Source organism: Dietzia cinnamea NBRC 102147 (assembly GCF_001571065.1).
Taxonomy (GTDB): domain Bacteria; phylum Actinomycetota; class Actinomycetes; order Mycobacteriales; family Mycobacteriaceae; genus Dietzia; species Dietzia cinnamea.
Genome location: NZ_BCSW01000003.1, coordinates 114,309 through 133,507 on the forward strand (window position 1 = coordinate 114,309; position 19,199 = coordinate 133,507).

Sequence of the window (19,199 nt, forward strand, 5' to 3'; positions counted from 1 at the left end):
GGAGCCCATCCCGGACTAGAAGTCGTCCTCCCCGACCGGTCCGCCCTCAGCCTCCCAGGTGTCGATCATCTCGACCTTGGTCCGACGGAATTTGCGTCGCACGCCCACGCCCCCGCGGTCGTTCTCCGGGATGAACCGCGCGCCGAAGTAGGTCAGCGCGTCGGTGAGCGCCTGAACCTCGGCGTCATCGAGGTCGGCCGCACCGCGCTCGTACCTCTTGAGCTTCTCCTGGTCGAGGCCCGCGCGGAGGGCCACCACCTTGGTGGAGACGGTGCAGAGCACACGCGCGGCGCGGGCGAGGCTGGGATCCATGAACAGTTCACTTCGAGGCATGGCCCCATGGTGTCAGGGTCGGCGGCGGGACGGGTGCCGAGGCGTCACCGCATGCGCTGCGAGATGACCTTGGAGATCCCGTCGCCCTGCATGGACACGCCGTAGAGCACGTCGGCCACGTCCATGGTCGGCTTCTGGTGGGTGATCACGATGAGCTGGCTGGTCTCGCGCAGTTGCTCGAACAGCCCGATGAGCCGCCGCAGGTTGGTGTCGTCGAGCGCGGCCTCGACCTCGTCCATCACGTAGAACGGGCTGGGTCGGGCCTTGAAGATCGCCACCAGCATCGCCACCGCCGTGAGCGACTTCTCGCCGCCCGACAGCAGCGAGAGCCGCTTCACCTTCTTCCCGGGCGGCCGCGCCTCCACCTCGATGCCGGTGGCGAGCATGTCGTCGGGCTCGGTGAGCACCAGCCGGCCCTCGCCGCCCGGGAACAGCACCGAGAACACGTCGCGGAACTCGCGCTCGACGTCGATCCACGCCTCGGTGAAGATCTGCTCGATCCGGTCGTCGACGTCGTCGATCACCCCCTCGAGGTCCGCGCGGGCCTTCTTCACGTCGTCGAGCTGGGTCGACAGGAACGCGTAGCGTTCCTCGAGCGCGGCGAACTCCTCCAACGCGAGCGGGTTGACCTTGCCGAGCGTGGCCAGGTCCTTCTCGGCCCGCCTGAGGCGTCGCTCCTGCTCGGACCGCACGAACGGCATGGGCGGCGGCGGGGTCACGTCCTCCCCGCGCTCGCGGGCCGCCTCGTACTCCGACATCTCCAGCGCGGACGGCGGCAGGTCCACGTCGGGCCCGTACTCGGCGACCAGCGCCTCCGGTTCGATCCCGTGACGCTCGAGCACCGCCGCCTCGAGCTCCGAGACCTTGACCTCGAGCTGGGCACGGACGATCTCGTCGCGGTGGGCGGCGTCTCCGAGCCGTGAGACCTCGGGCTCCGCCGCCGTGAGGTCGCCGCGCAGGGCGGTGGCCCGGGCGGTCGCCTCCGCGCGCGCGGCCCCCAGCCGGTCGCGTTCCGCCGAGGCGGCGGCGATGAGCTCGTCGAGGCGTGCCAGCAGTCGCCCGCTGAGCTCGTCCACCACCCCGGCGACCTCGGCTCCCCGCCGGCGCTCGGCCGCCGCCCGGGCCGCGCGGGCACGGGACTCGCGCTCAGCCTGGGCGGCCCGCCGCAGGGACGCCGACTTCCCGCGGACGCCGGCGGCCCGTTCCTCGGCGGAGCGGTGCGCGAGCCTGGCCTCCAGTTCGGCGGCCCGGGCTGCCGCCACCTCCGCCTGCGCCGCGACCCGACCGTCGTCCTCGGGCGCACTGACCTCGTCGTCGTCGTCACCCGCCCGGACCAACCGGTCGGACAGCTCGGCGTGCTCGGCGCGCGCGGCGTCGAGCTTGTCCACGGCGATGCGCCGCGACTGCTCGAGGCGGCGTACGTCCGCCTCGGCGCGGCGACGCCGCTGCCCGATGCGGGCGAGCTCGGCGTAGATCTCCTCGATCGCGGCGTCGGACTCCCCGATCGCGGCGAGGGTCTCCGCGTACCGGTCGGCGCGCTCGGCGTCCTCCGCCTCGGCGCCGGCCAGCTCGGCGCGGGTGGTCTCGATCTCGGCGCGGACCGAGTCACGCTCGGCGACCGCGGCGTCGATCGCGGACTGGATCTCCAGACCCGTGCGCCCGGACGCCGAGCCACCGACGGTCCACCCCGCGCCGGCGAGCTCCCCGTCCCGGGTCACCGCGCGCACGCGCCGGTCCGCGCCGACCTGCGCGTGGGCGGCGGCCAGGTCGTCGACCACGACCACGTCCACCAACAGGGCGGTCACCGCGGCGACCAGGTCCTCGGGCACGTCCACCACGTCCAGGGCCCACCGGGCGCCGTCGACGAGGTCCACCTCGAGGCGGTAGTCCCCGCCGGGCTCGCCGCGGCCCACGAGCCCCGCCCGGCCGGCGTCGGCCTCGCGCAGCGCGGCGAGCACCTCCCCGCGGTCCACGCGGGCGTCCACGACCACCGCGTCGACGGCGGGGCCGAGCGCCACACCGATCGCCCGCTCCCAGCCGTCGCGCACGCCGAGCGACTCCCCCACCGTGCCCGCCACGGCGTCCGCGCCGAGGTGCCGCACGACCCAGTCGGCGCCGTCACCGGCGCCCTTGTTCTGTTCGAGGGTCTCGATGCGTGCGGCCAACCGCGCGATCCGCTGATCGGCCTCCCGCTCGAGGCGCTGCAGCTCGGCCAGTCGCGCCCGGGCGGCCAGGTGGGCGCGCTCCGCGCGGCCGAGGTGCTCGTCGAGGGTGCGCTCGCTCTCGGAGTGGGCGCCGATCCGGGCGTGCACGGCGTCGAACTCGGTCTCGGCGTCGGCCACGGCGGCGCGGGCGGCGGCTACCTCGGCGTCCAGCCGCGCGATCTCCGCCTCGGTCGACTCCACGCGCGCGGCGAGCGTCTCGACCTTGCCGGCGAGGCGCGCGACGCCCTCCCGCCGGTCGGCGATCGCACGGACCGCCCGAAGGTGCTCGGCCTCGAGCGCGGCGAGCGCCGCCTCGGCCGCGCCCAGCGCCTCCGTCGCGCGGCGGGCCCGGTCGGCGGCGGCCTCCACCTGGCCCGCGAGGTCCTGCTCGTGCGCTGCGGCGCGCTCGGCCTGACGGTCGAGTTCGTCGGGATCCGTGCCGTGATGGACCGCGACCTCGGCCGCGAGCGAACGGGCGCGGTCGGACGCGATACGGGCGGTCGCGCGGGCCCGCTCGGCCAGGGTCGACAGGGCGAACCACCGCTGCTGGGCGGCGTCGGCCTCGGGGGTGAGCCTGTCGAGCTCAGCCTGGGTCTCCGCCGCGGCGCGGGCCAGCTCGTCCCGGCGGTCGACCGCCTCGGCGACCCGGTCGGCCAGGCGGGCGCGCACGCTCTCCGCGTCGGCGAGCTCGCGCCGGCGGGTGACGAGGTCGTCGGCGGCCAGCCGGAACGTCGCGTCGCGCAGGTCGGCCTGGATCGTCTGCGCCCGCCGCGCCACCTCCGCCTGTCGCCCCAGCGGCTTGAGCTGGCGTCGCAGTTCGGTGGTGAGGTCGGTGAGCCGGTCGAGGTTGCCCTGCATCCCGGCGAGTTTGCGCTGCGCCTTCTCCTTGCGGCGGCGGTGCTTGAGGATACCGGCGGCCTCCTCGATGAACGCGCGTCGCTCCTCGGGTTTGGACTCGAGGATCTCGGCGAGCTTGCCCTGACCGACGATCACGTGCATCTCGCGCCCGATGCCGGAGTCCGACAGCAGTTCCTGCACGTCCATGAGGCGGGCGCGGTCGCCGTTGATCTCGTACTCGGCGGCCCCGTCGCGGAACATCCGGCGGGTCAGGGAGACCTCGGCGTAGTCGATCGGCAGGGCCCCGTCGGAGTTGTCCAGGGTGAGCGTGACCTCGGCGCGGCCGAGCGGTTGCTTCCCGGCGGTGCCGGCGAAGATGACGTCCTGCATCTTCCCGCCGCGCAGGGTCTTGGCGCTGTGCTCACCCATGACCCACGTCAGCGCGTCCACGACGTTGGACTTGCCCGAGCCGTTGGGGCCGACGACGCAGCAGATGCCGGGCTCGAACTTCAGGGTCGTCGGCGCCGCGAAGGACTTGAAGCCCTTGAGCGTCAACGACTTGAGATACACGGGAGTCGATCCTAGGTCAGCGTTCGACGAATCCCGTCAGTCCGCCTCGCGCCGGTTCGTAGGTGTCGACGACGAGGTCCACGCGTCCGGGGGTGTCGCCACCGCGGAGGAGTTCGAGCAGGCTGGAGCACGCGGCCTCGTCGCCCTCGGCCACCACGTGGACGCGGCCGTCCGGCTTGTTGGCCGCGTACCCGCTCAGGCCCAGTTCGAGGGCGCGGCTGCGCGTCCACCAGCGGAAGCCCACCCCCTGGACGTGGCCGTGCACCCACGCGACCAGGCGGACCGGGTCCCGTCCCGGGGCGCTCACTCGGGATCGCGCCCGGTCTCGAAGTGCAGCGCGACCTCGGTACCCGCGGTGATCGTCCGGCCGACGGTGCACGTGGCGTCGACCGAACGGCGGATCATGTCGAGCACGCGGTCGACCATCGCCGGGTCCAGGCCCGACAGGTCGAGCTCGTAGGTCTCCTCGAGGCGCGGGTAGCGCTCGTTCTCGCGGTCGGCGTCGCCGGAGACGCGGACCGTCGCGGCGTAGTCGTCACCGAGCCGGCGGGAGACGGTGAAGTCCGACGCCATGGCCGTGCACGCACCGAGAGCGATCTTCAGCAGCTCGCCCGGGGTGAACACGCCCTCGACATCGGCCGACCCGATCTCGACCCGTGCCCCGCGCGAGGAGGTGCCCACGTAGCGCCGGGTGCCGATCCGGTCGACCCGGAGCTCCGGGCCGGTGCCCGGGGCGGGGGCGTCCCCGGCGGCGGGTGCGGGATCCTGAGGTGCGGGCTGAGGCGTCTGGGTCATGCGGTCATCGTACGACCGGGCGCCGACGCGCCCCGCTCCGGCGGCGGGGCGCGGGCTGGCACACGGGGCAGAAGTGCGAGCCCCGGCTCATGAAGTCCTCGCGCACGACGGCGGTCCCGCAGCGGCTGCACGGCAGGCCCGCGCGGCCGTAGACGTCGAGCGACCGGTCGAAGTACCCGGAGGCGCCGTTGACGTTGACGTACAGCGCGTCGAACGACGTGCCGCCGGCCTCGAGGGCGTCGGCCATCACCGCGCGCGCGTGCTCGAGGACGCCGGTGACGGCGCGCAGGGTGACCGCGCCGGATCGTCGCCGCCCGTGCAGGCCGGAGCGCCACAGCGCTTCGTCGGCGTAGATGTTGCCGATGCCGGACACGACAGTCTGGTCCAGCAGGAGTCGCTTGATCTCGGTGTCGCGGCGTCGGATGACCCGGGCGGCGGCGACGGGATCGAACGCGGACTCGAACGGGTCCGCGGCGATGTGCGCGGCCGGCGCGGGCAGCAGCACCCCGCTGCCGTCGCGGGCCCCGGCCAGCGGCACGACCGTCCACCCGCCGAACGTGCGCTGGTCGACGAACCGGAGCTCGTTGCCGTCGTCGAGGACGGCCCGGGCGTGCAGGTGGCGCACCGGCGGTGCGCCCGCACCCGTGACGAGCATCTGACCGCTCATGCCCAGGTGGACCAGGAGGCAGTCCGCACCGGCCGCGTCGTCGCCGTCGAGGGTGAGCCACAGGTACTTGCCGCGCCGCCGCGCCCCGCTGACGGTACGCCCGGTCAGCCGCGCGACGATCTCGGCCGCGCCCCCGGGCTGGCGGCGGGCCGTGCGCGCCCCGGTGACCTCGACGGAGACGAGCGTGCGGCCCACGACGTGATCGGCCAGTCCCCGGCGGACGACCTCGACCTCGGGAAGTTCGGGCACGTCAGCCGGCGGTCCGGTCCGCCGTGGTCCCGTCCAGGGCCGCCCAGGCCTGCTCGGCGGCCTTCTGCTCGGCCTCCTTCTTGGTGCGGCCGGTGCCCTCGCCGAGCGAGTCGTCGCCGACGAACACCACGGCGGCGAAGGTCTTGTCGTGATCCGGTCCCGTCGAGGTGATCTCGTACCGCGCCTTGGGCCGGCCGAGCGACGCGCACTTCTCCTGCAGACTGGTCTTCCAGTCCAACGCCGCGCCCAGATGGGGCACGACCGTCAGGCGGTCGCCGATGATCTTCTCGATCAGGCCGCGGGCCGTCTCGAGGCCGTGGGTGAGGTAGACCGACCCGAACACCGCCTCGAGGGTGTCGGCGAGGATCGAGTGCTTGTCCCGACCGCCGGTGAGCTCCTCCCCGCGGCCGAGCCGCAGGTGCCGGCCCAGTCCGCCGTCGCCGAGCTCGCGGGCGATGTCGGCCAGGACGTAGGTGTTGACCAGGCTCGCGCGGATCTTGGCCAGGTCGCCCTCGGGGCGATCCGGGTACGCGTTGTAGAGGTACTCCGTCACGACGAGCTCCAGCACGGCGTCGCCGAGGAACTCGAGGCGCTCGTTGTGTGGCAGCCCCCCGTGCTCGTAGGCGTAGGAGCGGTGGGTCAGCGCCTGGGTCGCCAGGCCGGCGGGCAGGGCCACGCCCAGGACGGCGTCCAGCGCGGAGGGCTGGTCGGTCACGCGCGGTCCCCGTCGGTGTCGGCCGGATCGGTCATGCCGAACTTCTCCGCCAGTCCGGCCCAACGCGGGTCGATGCGGCCGGTCTCCTCGCCGGAGACCCCGTCCGGGGCGGGCGTCTCGGGGTTCACGCACTCGTCGTGTCCGTAGTCGGTGCACGTGGGCGACATGGGGAACTCGAGCCCGAACGCGTCGACGAGGCCCGGTTCGAGATCGATCAGCTCGCCGTCGAGCAGGCGCACCTCGTCCTCCTCGGCGCCGTCGGCCGCGGCGGTCCCGGGGGTCGCGTACATCTCGGTCAACTCGACGGCGACGTCGGTGGTGAACTCACCGAGGCAGCGCGCGCACTCGACGTCGGCCCGGCCGCTGACCGCCCCGGTGACCAGCACACCCTCGTCGACGAACGTCATCATGAGGTCCAGCTCGACCTGCGACCCGCTCGGGATCCGGATGAGCTCGACGCCGATGTCGGAGGGCAGCACGGCGGCGCGCCGCACCGGCTCCATCGCGCCGGGTGTGCGGGACAGCACGCGGGTGTCGAGGACGAGCGAATCGGCGGCCGGGCGGCCGTGGCGGGGGGTGCGGGAGGTGGTGGACACGCCCAGCAGACTACCCGCCTGACTCAGTAGTCCCCGTACCCGTCGCCGAAGCGCTCGTCGTCACGGGTGCCCCTGCGGGCGGCCGGATCGCGCCGCGCGGTGGGCGCGACACCGTGCAGTTCCTCGCGGCCGCGGGCGACGGTGCGCAGCGTCGACCCGAGGAACTCCTCGAAGCGGGCCATCTTCTCGTCGATGTAGGCGTCGCACTCCTCGCGCCGACGCTCGCTCTCGGCGTGGGCGGCGTCGCGCACGCGGGCGGCCTCCTCGTCGGCGATCCGCACGACCTCGGACTCGAACAGCATGCGCTGCTGCTCCTGGCGGGCCTCGGTGATCGTGCGGTCGTAGAGGATGTTGGCCTGCTCGACCAGCCGGTCGGCCTCGGCGCGGGCGCGGGTGGTGGTGGACTCGGCGTCCCGGCGTGACCGGTCCAGCAGTTCGGCGGCCTCGGCACGGGCGTCGCCGACGAGCCCGTCGGCGTGCGCGGTGGCCTCGGCGACCATGCGGTCGGCGCGGGACTTGGCGTCGGCGAGCATCGCGTCGGCGGCCTCGCGGGCGTCGCGCAGGGTCCGGTCCGCCTCGGCGTCCGCGGCGGCGATGGTCTCGCGGGCGGTGGCGTCGGCCTCCGCGAGCACCCGGTCGCGCTGGTCCAGCACGTCCTGGGCGTCGTCGAGTTCACCGGGGAAGGAGTCGCGGATGTCGTCGAGCAACAGCAGGGACTCGTGCCGGGGCACCACACAGTTCGCGGTCATGGGCAGACTGCGGGCGTCCTCGATCATCGCGTTCAGCTCGTCGAGGGCCTGGAACACTCGGTACACGCTCGTCCCTTCACCGGATCGTCTCATTCGTCCCATCAGTGTGCCCGCAACACACGGCGGCGGGCCGGTGCGGCGGCGGTGTGTCCGGTGGTCGGGCGATTTCGGCCGAGGCGTTCCCGCAGCGCGACGGTTCAGCCCAGGCGCTGCCGCAGCGCGACGGCGACCGGCTCCGGCAGCAGATGCGAGACGTCGCCGCCGAGCCGGGTGACCTCGCGGCACAGCGACGACGACACGAACGCCAGGTCGGCCCTCGTCGGCAGGAAGACGGTGTCGACGCCCGCGATGGACCGGTTCATGTGCGCCATCGGCAGCTCGTAGTCGTAGTCGGTGGAGTCGCGCAGGCCCTTGATGACGGCCGTCGCCCCCTGGTCCCGGCAGTAGTCCACGAGCAGTCCGTAGAAGCTGTCCACCCGCACGCCGGGCATGTCCGCGCACACCTCGTCGATGAGCGCCTTGCGCTCGTCGATCGTGAAGGTGCCCTGCTTGTTGGGGTTGGCGACCACGCACACGATCACGTCGTCGAACAGCTCCGCGGCGCGGCGGATGATGTCGAGGTGCCCGAGGGTCACCGGGTCGAAGGAGCCTGGGCACACGACGGTCATCATGGGGCGACCGTATCAACCGGCCTGGCCATCTCGATCGTGGTCTCCCCGTACGTGCGCTCGAAGATCACGTCGTAGCCGGCGGGCCAGCGCACGGCGGGGTCCCGCTTCGAGCGCTCCCACACCACCAGGGCGTCCTCCGCGAGCCAGCCCCCCTCGAGCAGAGCGCCCAGGACCGGCTCGTCGAGCACGGCCGAGCGCTCGTACGGCGGGTCGGCCAGGACCAGGTGGAACCCGCCGGGCACGGGGCAGTCGCCCTCGACGGCTGCCGGGAGGGCCGCCCGTCTGACGGTGGTGCGCAGGGAGGGGGACGACGACGAGGCCCCTGCGGTGTTCTTCTTCAGGCAGGCCACCGCCCGGGGGTTCTCCTCGACGAACCACGCGGTGTCGGCTCCCCGGGACAGGGCTTCGAGCCCGAGCGCCCCGGAGCCGGCGAACAGGTCGAGGACGGCGGCGCCGTCGAGGTCCACCCGGCTCTCGATGGCGCTGAACAGCGCCTCGCGGACCCGGTCGGTCGTGGGCCGTGTCCCGGCCGGCGGCACGATGATCGACAGCCCGCGCAGGCGGCCGGAGATGATGCGGGTCATTGGGGTTCCCGTCGAGTCAGTATCTGAACAGGTAGTCGGATTCCTCGGAGCCGGCCAGTCGGCGGACCCGCTCGGCGAGCGCGGGGTGCCGGTGCAGCCCCGGGTCCGCCTCGAGGATCTCCTCGGCGTGGCGGCGGGCGATCTCGATGACGTCGCCGTCGTCGACCACCGACAGCAGCCGTAGCGCTGACAGCGCCCCGGACTGCGCGTCCCCCAGGACGTCCCCCTCGCGCCGTTGGACGAGGTCCAGTTGGGCCAGGACGAACCCGTCGGTCGTGGCGGCGACCGCGTCGAGCCGCTCCATGGACCGACTCCCCGCGCGGGAGTTGGTCACGAGCAGACACAGACCCGGCAGCCCGCCGCGGCCGACCCGACCGCGCAGCTGGTGGAGCTGGCTCACACCGAAACGCTCGGCGTCCATCACCACCATGACCGTGGCCTCGGGGACGTCCACACCGACCTCGATGACGGTCGTGGACACGAGCACGTCGAGGCGGCCCGCGGCGAAATCGGCCATGGTGGCGTCCTTCTCCTCCGACGGGAGCCGGCCGTGCAGGAGGCCGATTCTCAGCCCGGCCAGCGGGCCGGTGGACAGGTACTCGTGCAGATCCACGGCGGCGACCAACGGCGGTCTGTCGCCGCCCTCGTCGTCGTCCCCCTTCGTCGCGTCGTCGGACCTGCCGTCGTCGGCGTCGATGCGGGAACACACCACGTACGCCCGGTGGCCGGCGGCCACCTCCTCGCGCACCCGCTCCCACGCCCGCGCCAACCACGCCGGCCGCTCGCGTGCGGGCACGACGGACGTCGAGATCGGACGCCGACCCCCGGGGAGCTCGTCGAGCTCGGAGACCTCCAGGTCGCCGAACACCGTCATGGCGATCGTCCGCGGGATGGGGGTCGCGGTCATCACCAGCAGGTGCGGCACCATGCCGGCGCGGCCCTTGGACCGCAGGCGGTCACGCTGGCGCACCCCGAAGCGATGCTGCTCGTCCACCACCACCAGGCCCAGGTCGAAGAAGTCCACCGAGTCCTGGATCAGGGCGTGGGTGCCCACGACGATCCCCGCCTCACCGGTGACGATGTCGAGCAGGGCCGCCCGCCGCTGGGCGGTCGACATCGACCCTGTGAGCAGCACGACGCGGGTGGCCTCGTCGGCGGCGCCCAGCCGACCGCGCTCGCCGAGGTCACCGAGCATCGCCGTGAGTGACCGGTGGTGCTGGACCGCCAGGACCTCGGTGGGGGCGAGCATGACGCACTGCCGTCCGGCGTCGAGCACCTGCAGCATCGCGAGCAGCGCGACCACGGTCTTGCCCGAGCCGACCTCACCCTGCAGGAGCCGGTTCATGGGCTCGTCCCGCGCCAGGTCGGCGGAGATCTCCTCCAGCACGGCCTTCTGTCCGTCGGTGAGCTCGAACGGCATGCGGGCGCCCATCGCCGCACGGATACCGTCGTCGCGCACCGGGCTCGCCGGCGCCGGGTCCCGCGCGACGAACCGGCGCCGCGCGCCGAGCAGCAGCTGCAGGGCGAGCGCCTCGTCGAAGCGCAGCCGGTGGCCCGCGTGGTCCTTCTCCCGCGCGTTCTCGGGCAGATGGGCCTTGCGCAGCGCCTCGTCCAGCCCCATCAACCCCGCCGCCGAGCGCACGGTGTCGTCCAGGGGGTCGACCACCGGCACCAGGGCCCGCAACGCGGTCACGACCGCGCCGAGCAGATCCCAGGAGGTGACGCCCTCCTTCGCGGCGTAGACGGGCAGCAGCGGGCGGTCGAACAGGCTCGGCCCACCCTCGGCGTCGATCTCCGCCGCGAGCCGGGCCAGCGCCGCGAGGTCACCCGATCCCTTGAGCTGCCCGCCCTGCCCGGAGACCGGCCGCAGCACCAGGAACTCGGGGTGCTTGAGGTCCGGCGCGCGACGGAAATGCGACACGGTGCCGTCGAACATGGCGAGGGTGCCCACCGGGAGCAGGTACTTGATGCTACGACCGGCGAAGAAGACCACCCGGAACTCCGTGTCGCCGTCCTCCACGGTGAGCGTGAGCATCTCCCGGGGCTGGCCCTTCTTGGTGTGGTACGTCCTCGTCCGGGCCGTGGTGACCGTGCCGATGACCGTCACGCGCTCGCCGTCGACGAGCTGCCGCTTGTCGTAGCGTTGCCCGTGCTGGCGGTAGCGCCGCGGCAGGGTGTGCAGCAGGTCCCCGACGGTCCGGTGGCCGAACGCCGTGGTGATCCGCTCCGCCAGCCCGGGGTCGAGCACCTCGACCAGGGGCGTGTCCGTGGTGGCGAGCGTCGTCATTCGACCCCGACGTGCGCCAGCGCCCGCCCCGGGCCCGCGGCGTAGCCGACGACCTCGATGTCGGGGTGCGCGCTGCGCAGCCTGGACAGCACCGACTCGGTCGCCGCCTCGTCGTACTCGTCTCCGAACAACACCGTGACGAGCTCCCCGCCGGCGGACAGCATCCGGGCGACCAGCGCGCACACGGCCTCGACCGCGTCGGTTTCGATGAGCGCCACGTCGTGGCCGACAACGCCGAGCAGGTCGCCCGCCGCGCACCGGCCGACCAGGGTGAGGGCGTCCTGCTCGGCGCGGACGAGGTGCGCGTGCCGGGTGCCCGCCGCGGCGTCGGCCATCGAGAACCCGTCCAGGGACAGGGTCGTGGTGGGGTCGTGCACGGCGAGCGCGGCCAGCCCCTGGACCACCGATCCCGTCGGCAGGATCAACGCGTGGCCGACGGCGTCCCGCAGGGCGGCGTCGAGCGCGCTGATCCGGTCGCGCGAGAGCTCCCCGTTGGGCAGCACGAGGAGCTCGTCGGCCTCCACGGCCAGCACGGCGTCGACCACACCCTCCCCGTCCTCGCCGGGGTCGACGGTCGCGGCGCCCGCGCCCGCGAACAGCTCGGCGAGCGGGCCGTCCGGGACGACGGCCACCACACGACGCACCCCCGGCTCGCCGCCGGCACCGCCGCGCCGGGCGGCGCCGCCGGTACCCGCGCCCGCGGCGTCGTCGGCGGATGCGTCCCGGCCGCCGTCCCCGGTCGGGTCGAGCATGTCCGTGACCCTGATCTCGGTGACTCGGCCCAGCGGCAGCGCCGTCTCGATCGCCGAGCCGATGTCGTCGGTGTGGACGTGGACCGCCCACCTGGCGTTGACGTCCGAGCCGCCGTCGCCGACCACCACCACGCTGTCGCCGAGCATCCGGAGTGCCGACCGCAGCTCGTCGGCGCGCGCGTCGTCGGAGTGGGTCAGCGAGTACATCACCTCGTAGCGCGTGCCGCGCCCGACGCCCTCGGCGTCGCAGGTTTCACCGGCTCCCGCGCCGCCGGGCCGGCCGTCTCCACCGGATGCCGCGACCGCGGCCGCCGCGGCGGCGGGCTCGGACGGCGTGAAGTACTCCGGCCGCTCGGGCGTCTGTCCCGTGAGCACCTCGACCATCGCGTCGAGCAGGACGAGCAGGCCCCGGCCGCCGGCGTCGACCACCCCGGCACGGCGCAGCGCCGGCAGCTGCGCGGTGGTGCGGTCCAGGGCCCCCGCACCGGCGTCCGCCGCCGCGCGGGCCACCTCGACCAGCGAGTGGGCCGAGGAGCGACCCGCCGCCGAGGCGGCCTCGCGCAGGACCGTCACGATGGTTCCCTCCACGGGGTCGCTCAACGCGTGGTCGACGAGCGTGACCGCCGTGCGCAGGGCCCGGCGGTAGGTCGAGGCGTCGACGACGGTGAAGGTCGCCGCCTCACCGACCGCACGGAGCACCTGGGACAGGATCACCCCGGAGTTGCCGCGCGCCCCGTGGACCGCGCCGTGGCCGAGCGCGACCGCGATCTCGCGGGCGCCCGCCGTGCCGCCGCCCTCGGCGATCCACGCGTCCTCACCCTCCGCACGGTCCACGGCTGCGCGCATCGTGTAGAGCAGGTTTGTCCCGGTGTCCGAATCGGGCACCGGGAAGACGTTGAGGGCGTTGATCTCCTCGCGATGGAGGGCGAGCATCTCGACCGACCGCCGCGCCCACGTGAGCAGTCCGTGCGCGTCGAGGGTCGACGGACGGTCCTCGACATGTGTCGACTCCTGCGTCATCACCCCTCCTCACCACACGACCACCCCTGTGGTGCAACTCCCGGCCGGCGCGGCCAAGCCTAGTACCCTCACCACTCGACAGCCGTCCGACTAGCCGAGACGGCCGATACGACCCGGGAGCAGCACGATGACCTTCGACCTCGCCGACACCCCGCTCGTCACCCTCTCCGAGGGCGTACTCACGCTCCCGATCTCGCTGGAGGGCAAGGGCAACTCGCTGGACTCCGACGCGGTCGACCAGGCGTCGGTCGCGCTGCGCGCCCTGCTCGCGGGTGATATCGAGGCCGGCGCGGTCCTCCTGGTGGGCCTGGGGGCGAACTTTTGCGCGGGCGGCAACGTCCCGGGCTTCGCCGCGGCCCCCGACCGCGCGGAGCACGTGCGTGAGCTCGCCGACCGTCTCCACGCGGTCGTCCGTCAGCTCGACGAGCTCCCCGTGCCGATCGTCGCCGCCGTCGCGGGGTGGGCGGCCGGCGCCGGAGCCTCGCTGGTCCTGGCCGCGGACTTCTCGGTCGGTGGCCCCGACACCCGACTGCTGGCGGCCTACCCGGGAATCGGCCTGTCCCCTGACGGCGGGATGTCATGGCGCCTGCCCCGCGCGATCGGCCAGGGGGCGGCGCGGGCGTTCATCGTCGGCAACGAGCCGATGGACGGGGCGCGGGCGTACCAGCTGGGCCTGCTCACAACGTTCGTCGAGGGCGACGTCCGCGAGGCCGCGCGCGAGCTGGCCGTGCGCCTGGCCGCCGGGCCCCGCGAGTCCCACGCGGCCGCCAAGGCCCTGCTCCGTGCCTCGGAGTCCGCGACGCTCGCCGAGCAGCTCGACGCCGAGCGGGATTCCATCGCCCGCCTGGCGGTCTCCCCCGACGGGGTGGAGGGCGTGGATGCCTTCGTCGCCAAGCGCACACCGGAGTTCGGCGGGCGCTGACGCGGCAGGGCGGGCCGGCCGGCCGGCCCGCCGGAAACGGTCTGCCTCTACGCCTGTCAGGGCTCGTCGGGGAGACTCCAGTCGACCGGCTCCACGCCGAGTCGACGGAGCTCCTCGTTCGCGCGGCTGAACGGCCTGGAGCCGAAGAAGCCCCGCGACGCCGACAGGGGTGAGGGGTGCGCAGAGGCGATGACCGGGGTGTCGCCGAGCATCGGCGTCAGTGACTGCGCGTCACGCCCCCACAGGATCGCCACCATGGGTCGCTCGCGCTCGACGAGCGCCTCGATCGCCCGCTGGGTGATCTCCTCCCAGCCCTTGCGGCGGTGGGAGGCGGGTTCGCCGGGGGCCACGGTGAGCACCCGGTTGAGGAGCAGCACCCCCGCCCGGGTCCACGCGCCGAGGTCACCGTGTGCGGGGGCCGGCAGCCCGAGATCGTCGGTGTACTCGCGGTAGATGTTGACCAGACTGCGTGGCAGCGGGCGCACGTCCGCCTCGACCGCGAAGCTCAGTCCGATCGGATGGCCGGGCGTGGGGTAGGGATCCTGGCCCACGATGAGCACGCGGACGTCGTCGAACGGCTGGGTGAACGCCCTCAGGACGTGGTCGGCGGCCGGCAGGAAGCCCCGGCCGGCGGCGTTCTCGGCGCGGAGGAAGTCGCCCATCCGGTGGATCCGCTCCTCGACCGGGGCCAGGGCCTCCGCCCAGCCGGGGTCGAGGAGGTCGGCGAGCGGCGCGGGGGCGCGTCGTGTGCTCACCGGTCAGTCGAGGCGTCGCAGGTCGGCGCGGTAGCGCATGGCGTTGTCGTGGTACATCTGCGTGTTGCCCTCGAGCATCGCGGGGTCGACCTCGTGGCCCTCCCGGATCTTCGCGGGCATGCCCATCGCCATGCGGCGGTCGGGCAGCTCGAACCGCGGGGGCACCAGGCATCCCGCGGCGACGACGGCGCCCGAGCCGATGACGGCGCCGTTGAGAACGATCGACCCGGACGAGATCAGCGTGCGGTCGCCGATGGTCGCGCCCTCGATGTGGGCGTTGTGCCCGACCACGCAGTGCTCACCGATGATCGTCGCGTCGGTCGCCGTGCAGTGCACGATGGTGCCGTCCTGGATGTTGGACATGGCGCCGACCTCGATGCGCCCGTAGTCCCCGCGGAGCACGGCGGTGGGCCACACGGAGACGCCGGGCCCGAGGGTCACCCGCCCGATGACCACCGCGTCGGGGTGCACCCACGCGTCGGGGGCGATATCGGGTTCGAGGTCTCCGAGTGCGTAGACGGCCATGCGTCCACCCTAGTTCGCGCCCCGCGCCGAGTCCCAGCCCCCGGGGACCCGCGGCTCGCCGTCGAGGGTGACGCGCCCCGGCTCACCGGCCCGGACGGTGCCGATCACCGTGAACCCGGCCGGCGGGGCGACCCCGGGCGGGAAGGTGCCGAGCAGGCCGTGGTCCTCGCCGCCGTCGAGCACCCAGTCGGTGACCTGCGCGTCGGGGTCGGCCGCACCGAGCGCCCCGGCGGCCTCGTACAGGAGGGGGTCGACGGGGAGCGCGTCCATGGTGAGATCGGCAGCTACGCCCGACGCGCGCGCCAGGCCCGACAGGTCACGCAGCAGGCCGTCGCTGACGTCGGTGAGGGACCGGGCGCCGGCGAGGCGCGCCGCGGTCCCGAGCCCGACCGGGGGCACCGGGACGCGGTGCGACTGCTGTAGAGGTCCGTGTGGGTGTCCGGCGAGGAGGAGGGCGAGGCCGGCCGCCGAGCGCCCGGGGGTCCCGGTGAGTGCGACGGTGTCCCCGGGCCGCGCGCCGTCGATCCGCAGTGGTCGCGCGCCGCGCGGGAGGGTGCCGAGCGCGGTGACGCCGACGACGACGAGGTCGGCCCTGGTGAGATCGCCGCCCACCACGACGGCACCGGATCGGGCGGCTTCCCCGTGGATCCCCGCGGCGAGGTCCTCGATCTGCCGCATGGTCGTCCCGGCGGGTACGGCGAGGGCGACGAGCACCCGGGTGCAGTCGGCGCCCATCGCCAGGACGTCGGAGACGTTCTGGGCCACCGCCCGGCGCCCCAGGTCGGCCCAGCCGGTGAAGTCCAGTCGGAAGTGGGTGCCCTCGACGAGCATGTCGGTGGTGACCACCGTCGCCTCCGCCGGCCCCAGCACCGCCGCGTCGTCCCCGTTGCCCACGGGATCGTCCGGGTGGCCGTCGCCCGGCCCGCTGAGAACGGCGAGAACCGCCGCCTCCCCCGCCCGTGCGACGGTCAGATCCCGGTCGGGGCTGACCGCATGCATCCAGGTCCCGGCCCGGTCCGACACGGCGGCCACCCCTTTCCCCGTGGAGTCCCACGCCGGGAGCTCCGGCGTGGGTCTGTAGCGTTGCCGTCAGGCTAGCGGCCGCGCCCCGGGCCGGTCGCCGTGGGAGGAAGGACGACGCGACGTGGCTTCGAGGGATTCGGATCCGGCCGACCGGTACGACGCCGGACCGAGGGATGCGGGCACCGCGTCCGCGGCGCCGGTCTCGAAGATCGTGGTGGCGCTCGCCGTCGTCATCCCCCTCGCGATGCTGGCGGTGGTGCTGGTGATGGTGCGCGGCATCGGCGACGAGGCGGCCGAGGAGGCCGCGAGCGAGCCGGTGGCCGCCGTCGCCATCCCGGCCCCGGGCGCGGGGTCCGAGGAGTGCGTCGCCCTGATCGAACAGCTGCCGGAGTCGCTCGGCGACGCCGCCCGGGTGGCGCTGGTCGAGCCGGCGCCCGAGGGGACGGCCGCGTACCGGATGCCGGACGCCGAGCCGGTCATCGTGCGGTGTGGGATGCCGGCCCCGCCGACGTTCACGGTCGGCGTGGCGCTGCAGGCGGTCAACGGCGTGCAGTGGTTCAACGAGCCCGATCCGGATCCGGCCGTCACGGCCTCCACCTGGGTGGCCGTCGACCGCCCGCAGTACGTGGCGGTGACCCTGCCCGAGGGCAGCGGCACCGGCCCGATCCAGGACCTGTCCGACGCCATCACCGCCGTGCTCGAGGAGGTCGAGCCGGACCCGGCCCCGGTGGGCTGACACGCCCGACGGCGCCACGACGCCCCTCGGCAGGGCCCCACCGCGCCCTGAGGTCAGCCGCGGGTGATCGCGGTGCGGATCAGGGTGTCGAGCAGGCTCTCGTAGTCGACCCCGGTCGCCGCCCACATCTGCGGGTACATCGAGATCGGGGTGAATCCCGGCATCGTGTTGACCTCGTTGATCACCGGCCCCTCGGCGGTGACGAAGAAGTCCACGCGGCTGAGGCCGCGGGCGTCGAGGGCGTGGAACGCCTCGACCGCCAGGGTCCGTAGCTGCTCGGTCTGCTCCGCCGGGAGGTCGGCGGGCAGATCGAAGGTCGTCACGTCGTCGAGGTACTTGGTGTCGAAGTCGTAGAAGGCGTCGCCCTCCGTCTCGCCCTCCACCCCGGTCGGTTCGCCGGGGATGTGCAGCTCGGCCGGCAGGCTCGCCTCGACCCGGCCGTCCGGGTACTCCAACACGCCGCACTCGATCTCGCGGCCGACGATCGCAGCCTCGACGATCACCTTCTCGTCGAAGCGGCGGGCCTCGGCGATCGCGGCGTCGAGGTCGGCCGCCCGAGAGACCTTGGTGATGCCGATGGACGAACCGCCGCGGGCCGGCTTGACGAAGAGCGGCAGCCCCAGACGGTCGCGGTCGGCGGGCGAGAGCGTCGCGGTGCCGGGCCGCAGGACGACCTGACGGCCGATCGGGAGCCCGGCCGCGCCCAGCACGACCTTGGTGAACTCCTTGTCCATCCCCGCGGCGCTGGCGAACACACCCGGCCCGACGTACGGGATGCCGGACAGCTCCAGCAGCCCCTGGATGGTCCCGTCCTCGGCGTGCGTGCCGTGCATGACCGGGAAGACCACGTCCACCCGGGCGATCTCCTGCCCGGCCCGGTCGCCGTCGGCGAACCGCAGCACGCCGCGGTCGTCGGTGGACAGTCCGAGGGCCACCCGCGGACGGCCGGCGTCGACCACGGGCATGATCCGGTCGGCGATGCGCAGGTCCGCCGTGTCGTCGGAGCCGAGGGTCCACGCCCCGGCTTCGGTGATGCCGACGGGGATCACCTCGTAGCGGGAGCGGTCGAGGTGACCCATGACGGCACCGGCGGACACGCAACTCACGGAGTGCTCGGAGCTGCGGCCACCGTAGAGGACTGCGACGGTGATGCGATTCACCGGGCCGAGGCTACTCGGGCTTGGTGCTGCGTCTCATGAGGCGCACCGCCACCTCCACGGCGTCGCCGCCCTCGTGGCAGATCTCGTGGACGGCCTCGGTGAGCGGCATCTCGACCCCGGCCCGCCGGGCCAGCTCGCGGATCGAGGTGCACGACTTGACCCCTTCGGCGACCTGGCCGTTGGTCGCCCGCTGCGCCTGCTCGAGGGTCTCGCCGCGGCCCAGCCGTTCCCCGAAGGTCCGGTTGCGCGACAGCGGCGAGGTGCAGGTGGCCACGAGGTCGCCCAGCCCGGCCAGCCCGGCGAACGTCATCTGGTTGGCCCCCAGCGCCACCCCGAGCCGGGTGGTCTCGGCCAGCCCCCGCGTGACGAGGGTGGCCATGGTGTTGTCCCCCAGGCCCATCCCGGTGGCGATCCCGCACACCAACGCGATGACGTTTTTGGTGGCGCCGCCGATCTCGCATCCCACGACGTCGGTGTTGGTGTACGGCCGGAAGTACGGGGTGGAGAACGCGTCCTGGAGGCGCGCGGCCCGCTCCTCGTCCGAACACGCGATCACCGTGGCGGCGGGCTGTCCCTCGGCGATCTCGCGGGCGAGATTCGGGCCGGACAGCGCGGCGATGCGGGACTCCGGCAGACCGACGACCTCCGCCACGACCTCGCTGATGCGCATGAGGGTGCCGGTCTCGATGCCCTTGGCCAACGAGATGACGCCGGCGTCGGGCTCGAAGGACCGGACCCAGGTCTCGAGGTTGCCGCGCAGGCTCTGCGAGGGCACGGCGAGCACGACCTCCTCGGCGCCCTCGAGGACCTCCGCGGGATCGGTGGACGCCGACACGCTCGCGGGCAGCACGATGTCGGGCAGGTAGGTCGGGTTGCAGTGCGCGCCGTTGATGTCCGCCGCCACCTCCTCGCGGCGCGCCCACATCACGACCTCGGACCCGGCATCGGCGAGCACCTTGCCGACCGCGGTCCCCCAGGACCCCGCTCCCATCACCGCGATCCGCGCCATCTTCGCCTCCCGGCCCTCGTCGTCCCTGCCCGCCGACCGC

The 19,199-nt window shown here is 73.8% G+C and carries 19 protein-coding genes; 2 read left to right on the forward strand and 17 right to left on the reverse strand.

Features of this window, described 5'->3' with window-relative positions; translation table 11 throughout:
* Nucleotides 1–15: 15 nt before the first annotated feature.
* From DCI01S_RS02425 to DCI01S_RS02480, 12 genes are all read right to left on the reverse strand, one after another.
* Nucleotides 16–333: a hypothetical protein gene (locus DCI01S_RS02425; protein WP_063935231.1), complete on the reverse strand. Its 318-nt coding sequence runs from the start codon at nucleotides 331–333 to the stop codon at nucleotides 16–18.
* Nucleotides 334–377: 44 nt separating this feature from the next.
* Nucleotides 378–3,944 (reverse strand): chromosome segregation protein SMC, encoded by a 3,567-nt coding sequence (smc, locus tag DCI01S_RS02430; protein WP_061227768.1) that lies wholly within the window; start codon nucleotides 3,942–3,944, stop codon nucleotides 378–380.
* 16 nt (nucleotides 3,945–3,960) lie between these two features.
* Nucleotides 3,961–4,251, reverse strand: coding sequence for an acylphosphatase (locus DCI01S_RS02435; protein ID WP_061227769.1), 291 nt, complete (start codon nucleotides 4,249–4,251; stop codon nucleotides 3,961–3,963).
* Entirely contained in the window at nucleotides 4,248–4,739 is a 492-nt protein-coding gene (locus DCI01S_RS02440) for an OsmC family protein (RefSeq protein WP_174521507.1), read from the reverse strand. The genes DCI01S_RS02435 and DCI01S_RS02440 overlap by 4 nt, the downstream gene beginning before the upstream one ends.
* 4 nt (nucleotides 4,740–4,743) lie before the next feature.
* The gene (gene mutM / locus DCI01S_RS02445; protein WP_061227770.1) at nucleotides 4,744–5,655 is read right to left on the reverse strand and encodes a bifunctional DNA-formamidopyrimidine glycosylase/DNA-(apurinic or apyrimidinic site) lyase; all 912 of its coding nucleotides are present in this window, start codon (nucleotides 5,653–5,655) and stop codon (nucleotides 4,744–4,746) included.
* A 1-nt stretch (nucleotide 5,656) separates the two neighbouring features.
* Nucleotides 5,657–6,370, reverse strand: a complete 714-nt coding sequence (gene rnc / locus DCI01S_RS02450; protein WP_061227771.1) for a ribonuclease III — start codon at nucleotides 6,368–6,370, stop codon at nucleotides 5,657–5,659.
* Nucleotides 6,367–6,966, reverse strand: coding sequence for a YceD family protein (locus DCI01S_RS02455; protein WP_061227772.1), 600 nt, complete (start codon nucleotides 6,964–6,966; stop codon nucleotides 6,367–6,369). Before DCI01S_RS02455 ends, rnc begins: the two co-directional genes overlap by 4 nt.
* 23 nt (nucleotides 6,967–6,989) lie before the next feature.
* Nucleotides 6,990–7,781 (reverse strand): DivIVA domain-containing protein, encoded by a 792-nt coding sequence (locus tag DCI01S_RS02460; protein WP_061227773.1) that lies wholly within the window; start codon nucleotides 7,779–7,781, stop codon nucleotides 6,990–6,992.
* A gap of 131 nt (nucleotides 7,782–7,912) precedes the next feature.
* On the reverse strand, nucleotides 7,913–8,386 hold the full coding sequence (gene coaD, locus DCI01S_RS02465; protein ID WP_061227774.1) for a pantetheine-phosphate adenylyltransferase: 474 nt from the start codon (nucleotides 8,384–8,386) through the stop codon (nucleotides 7,913–7,915).
* Nucleotides 8,383–8,970, reverse strand: coding sequence for a 16S rRNA (guanine(966)-N(2))-methyltransferase RsmD (gene rsmD, locus DCI01S_RS02470; protein ID WP_061227775.1), 588 nt, complete (start codon nucleotides 8,968–8,970; stop codon nucleotides 8,383–8,385). The genes coaD and rsmD overlap by 4 nt, the downstream gene beginning before the upstream one ends.
* Nucleotides 8,971–8,986: 16 nt before the next feature.
* Nucleotides 8,987–11,257 (reverse strand): ATP-dependent DNA helicase RecG, encoded by a 2,271-nt coding sequence (recG, locus tag DCI01S_RS02475; protein WP_061227776.1) that lies wholly within the window; start codon nucleotides 11,255–11,257, stop codon nucleotides 8,987–8,989.
* On the reverse strand, nucleotides 11,254–13,029 hold the full coding sequence (locus tag DCI01S_RS02480) for a fatty acid kinase ATP-binding subunit FakA (protein WP_061227777.1): 1,776 nt from the start codon (nucleotides 13,027–13,029) through the stop codon (nucleotides 11,254–11,256). Before DCI01S_RS02480 ends, recG begins: the two co-directional genes overlap by 4 nt.
* Nucleotides 13,030–13,156: 127 nt before the next feature.
* Between DCI01S_RS02480 and DCI01S_RS02485 the strand changes: the two genes are divergently transcribed.
* Nucleotides 13,157–13,951, forward strand: coding sequence for an enoyl-CoA hydratase/isomerase family protein (locus DCI01S_RS02485; RefSeq protein WP_061227778.1), 795 nt, complete (start codon nucleotides 13,157–13,159; stop codon nucleotides 13,949–13,951).
* Between the two features lie 56 nt (nucleotides 13,952–14,007).
* Here DCI01S_RS02485 and DCI01S_RS02490 read toward each other — a convergent pair whose 3' ends face one another.
* Genes DCI01S_RS02490 through thiL form a run of 3 tightly spaced genes read right to left on the reverse strand, consistent with a single transcriptional unit; the run spans nucleotide 14,008 to nucleotide 16,263 of the window.
* Entirely contained in the window at nucleotides 14,008–14,706 is a 699-nt protein-coding gene (locus DCI01S_RS02490) for a uracil-DNA glycosylase (protein WP_061227779.1), read from the reverse strand.
* A 3-nt stretch (nucleotides 14,707–14,709) separates the two neighbouring features.
* A complete protein-coding gene (locus DCI01S_RS02495; protein ID WP_007633234.1) occupies nucleotides 14,710–15,231 on the reverse strand; it encodes a gamma carbonic anhydrase family protein in 522 nt (173 codons plus the stop codon).
* A 9-nt stretch (nucleotides 15,232–15,240) separates the two neighbouring features.
* Nucleotides 15,241–16,263, reverse strand: a complete 1,023-nt coding sequence (gene thiL, locus DCI01S_RS02500) for a thiamine-phosphate kinase (RefSeq protein ID WP_232303024.1) — start codon at nucleotides 16,261–16,263, stop codon at nucleotides 15,241–15,243.
* Nucleotides 16,264–16,375: 112 nt separating this feature from the next.
* Between thiL and DCI01S_RS02505 the strand changes: the two genes are divergently transcribed.
* Nucleotides 16,376–16,990 carry a DUF3515 domain-containing protein gene (locus DCI01S_RS02505; protein WP_061227780.1) on the forward strand — a complete coding sequence of 205 codons (615 nt, stop codon included), beginning with the start codon at nucleotides 16,376–16,378 and terminating at the stop codon, nucleotides 16,988–16,990.
* Nucleotides 16,991–17,043: 53 nt separating this feature from the next.
* Here the strand turns inward: DCI01S_RS02505 and DCI01S_RS02510 are convergent, their stop codons facing one another.
* The gene (locus DCI01S_RS02510) at nucleotides 17,044–18,150 is read right to left on the reverse strand and encodes a D-alanine--D-alanine ligase family protein (RefSeq protein WP_061227781.1); all 1,107 of its coding nucleotides are present in this window, start codon (nucleotides 18,148–18,150) and stop codon (nucleotides 17,044–17,046) included.
* A gap of 10 nt (nucleotides 18,151–18,160) precedes the next feature.
* On the reverse strand, nucleotides 18,161–19,159 hold the full coding sequence (locus DCI01S_RS02515) for an NAD(P)H-dependent glycerol-3-phosphate dehydrogenase (protein WP_007633229.1): 999 nt from the start codon (nucleotides 19,157–19,159) through the stop codon (nucleotides 18,161–18,163).
* Between the last annotated feature and the right edge of the window lie 40 nt (nucleotides 19,160–19,199).

Coding starts and splice junctions, on each gene's coding strand:
- DCI01S_RS02425 (WP_063935231.1), bottom strand. CDS start 333: ATGCCTCGAAGTGAACTGTTCATGGATCCCAGCCTCGCCCGCGCCGCG.
- DCI01S_RS02440 (WP_174521507.1), bottom strand. CDS start 4,739: ATGACCCAGACGCCTCAGCCCGCACCTCAGGATCCCGCACCCGCCGCC.
- coaD (WP_061227774.1), bottom strand. CDS start 8,386: ATGATGACCGTCGTGTGCCCAGGCTCCTTCGACCCGGTGACCCTCGGG.
- rsmD (WP_061227775.1), bottom strand. CDS start 8,970: ATGACCCGCATCATCTCCGGCCGCCTGCGCGGGCTGTCGATCATCGTG.
- recG (WP_061227776.1), bottom strand. CDS start 11,257: ATGACGACGCTCGCCACCACGGACACGCCCCTGGTCGAGGTGCTCGAC.
- DCI01S_RS02480 (WP_061227777.1), bottom strand. CDS start 13,029: ATGACGCAGGAGTCGACACATGTCGAGGACCGTCCGTCGACCCTCGAC.
- DCI01S_RS02485 (WP_061227778.1), top strand. CDS start 13,157: ATGACCTTCGACCTCGCCGACACCCCGCTCGTCACCCTCTCCGAGGGC.
- DCI01S_RS02495 (WP_007633234.1), bottom strand. CDS start 15,231: ATGGCCGTCTACGCACTCGGAGACCTCGAACCCGATATCGCCCCCGAC.
- DCI01S_RS02515 (WP_007633229.1), bottom strand. CDS start 19,159: ATGGCGCGGATCGCGGTGATGGGAGCGGGGTCCTGGGGGACCGCGGTC.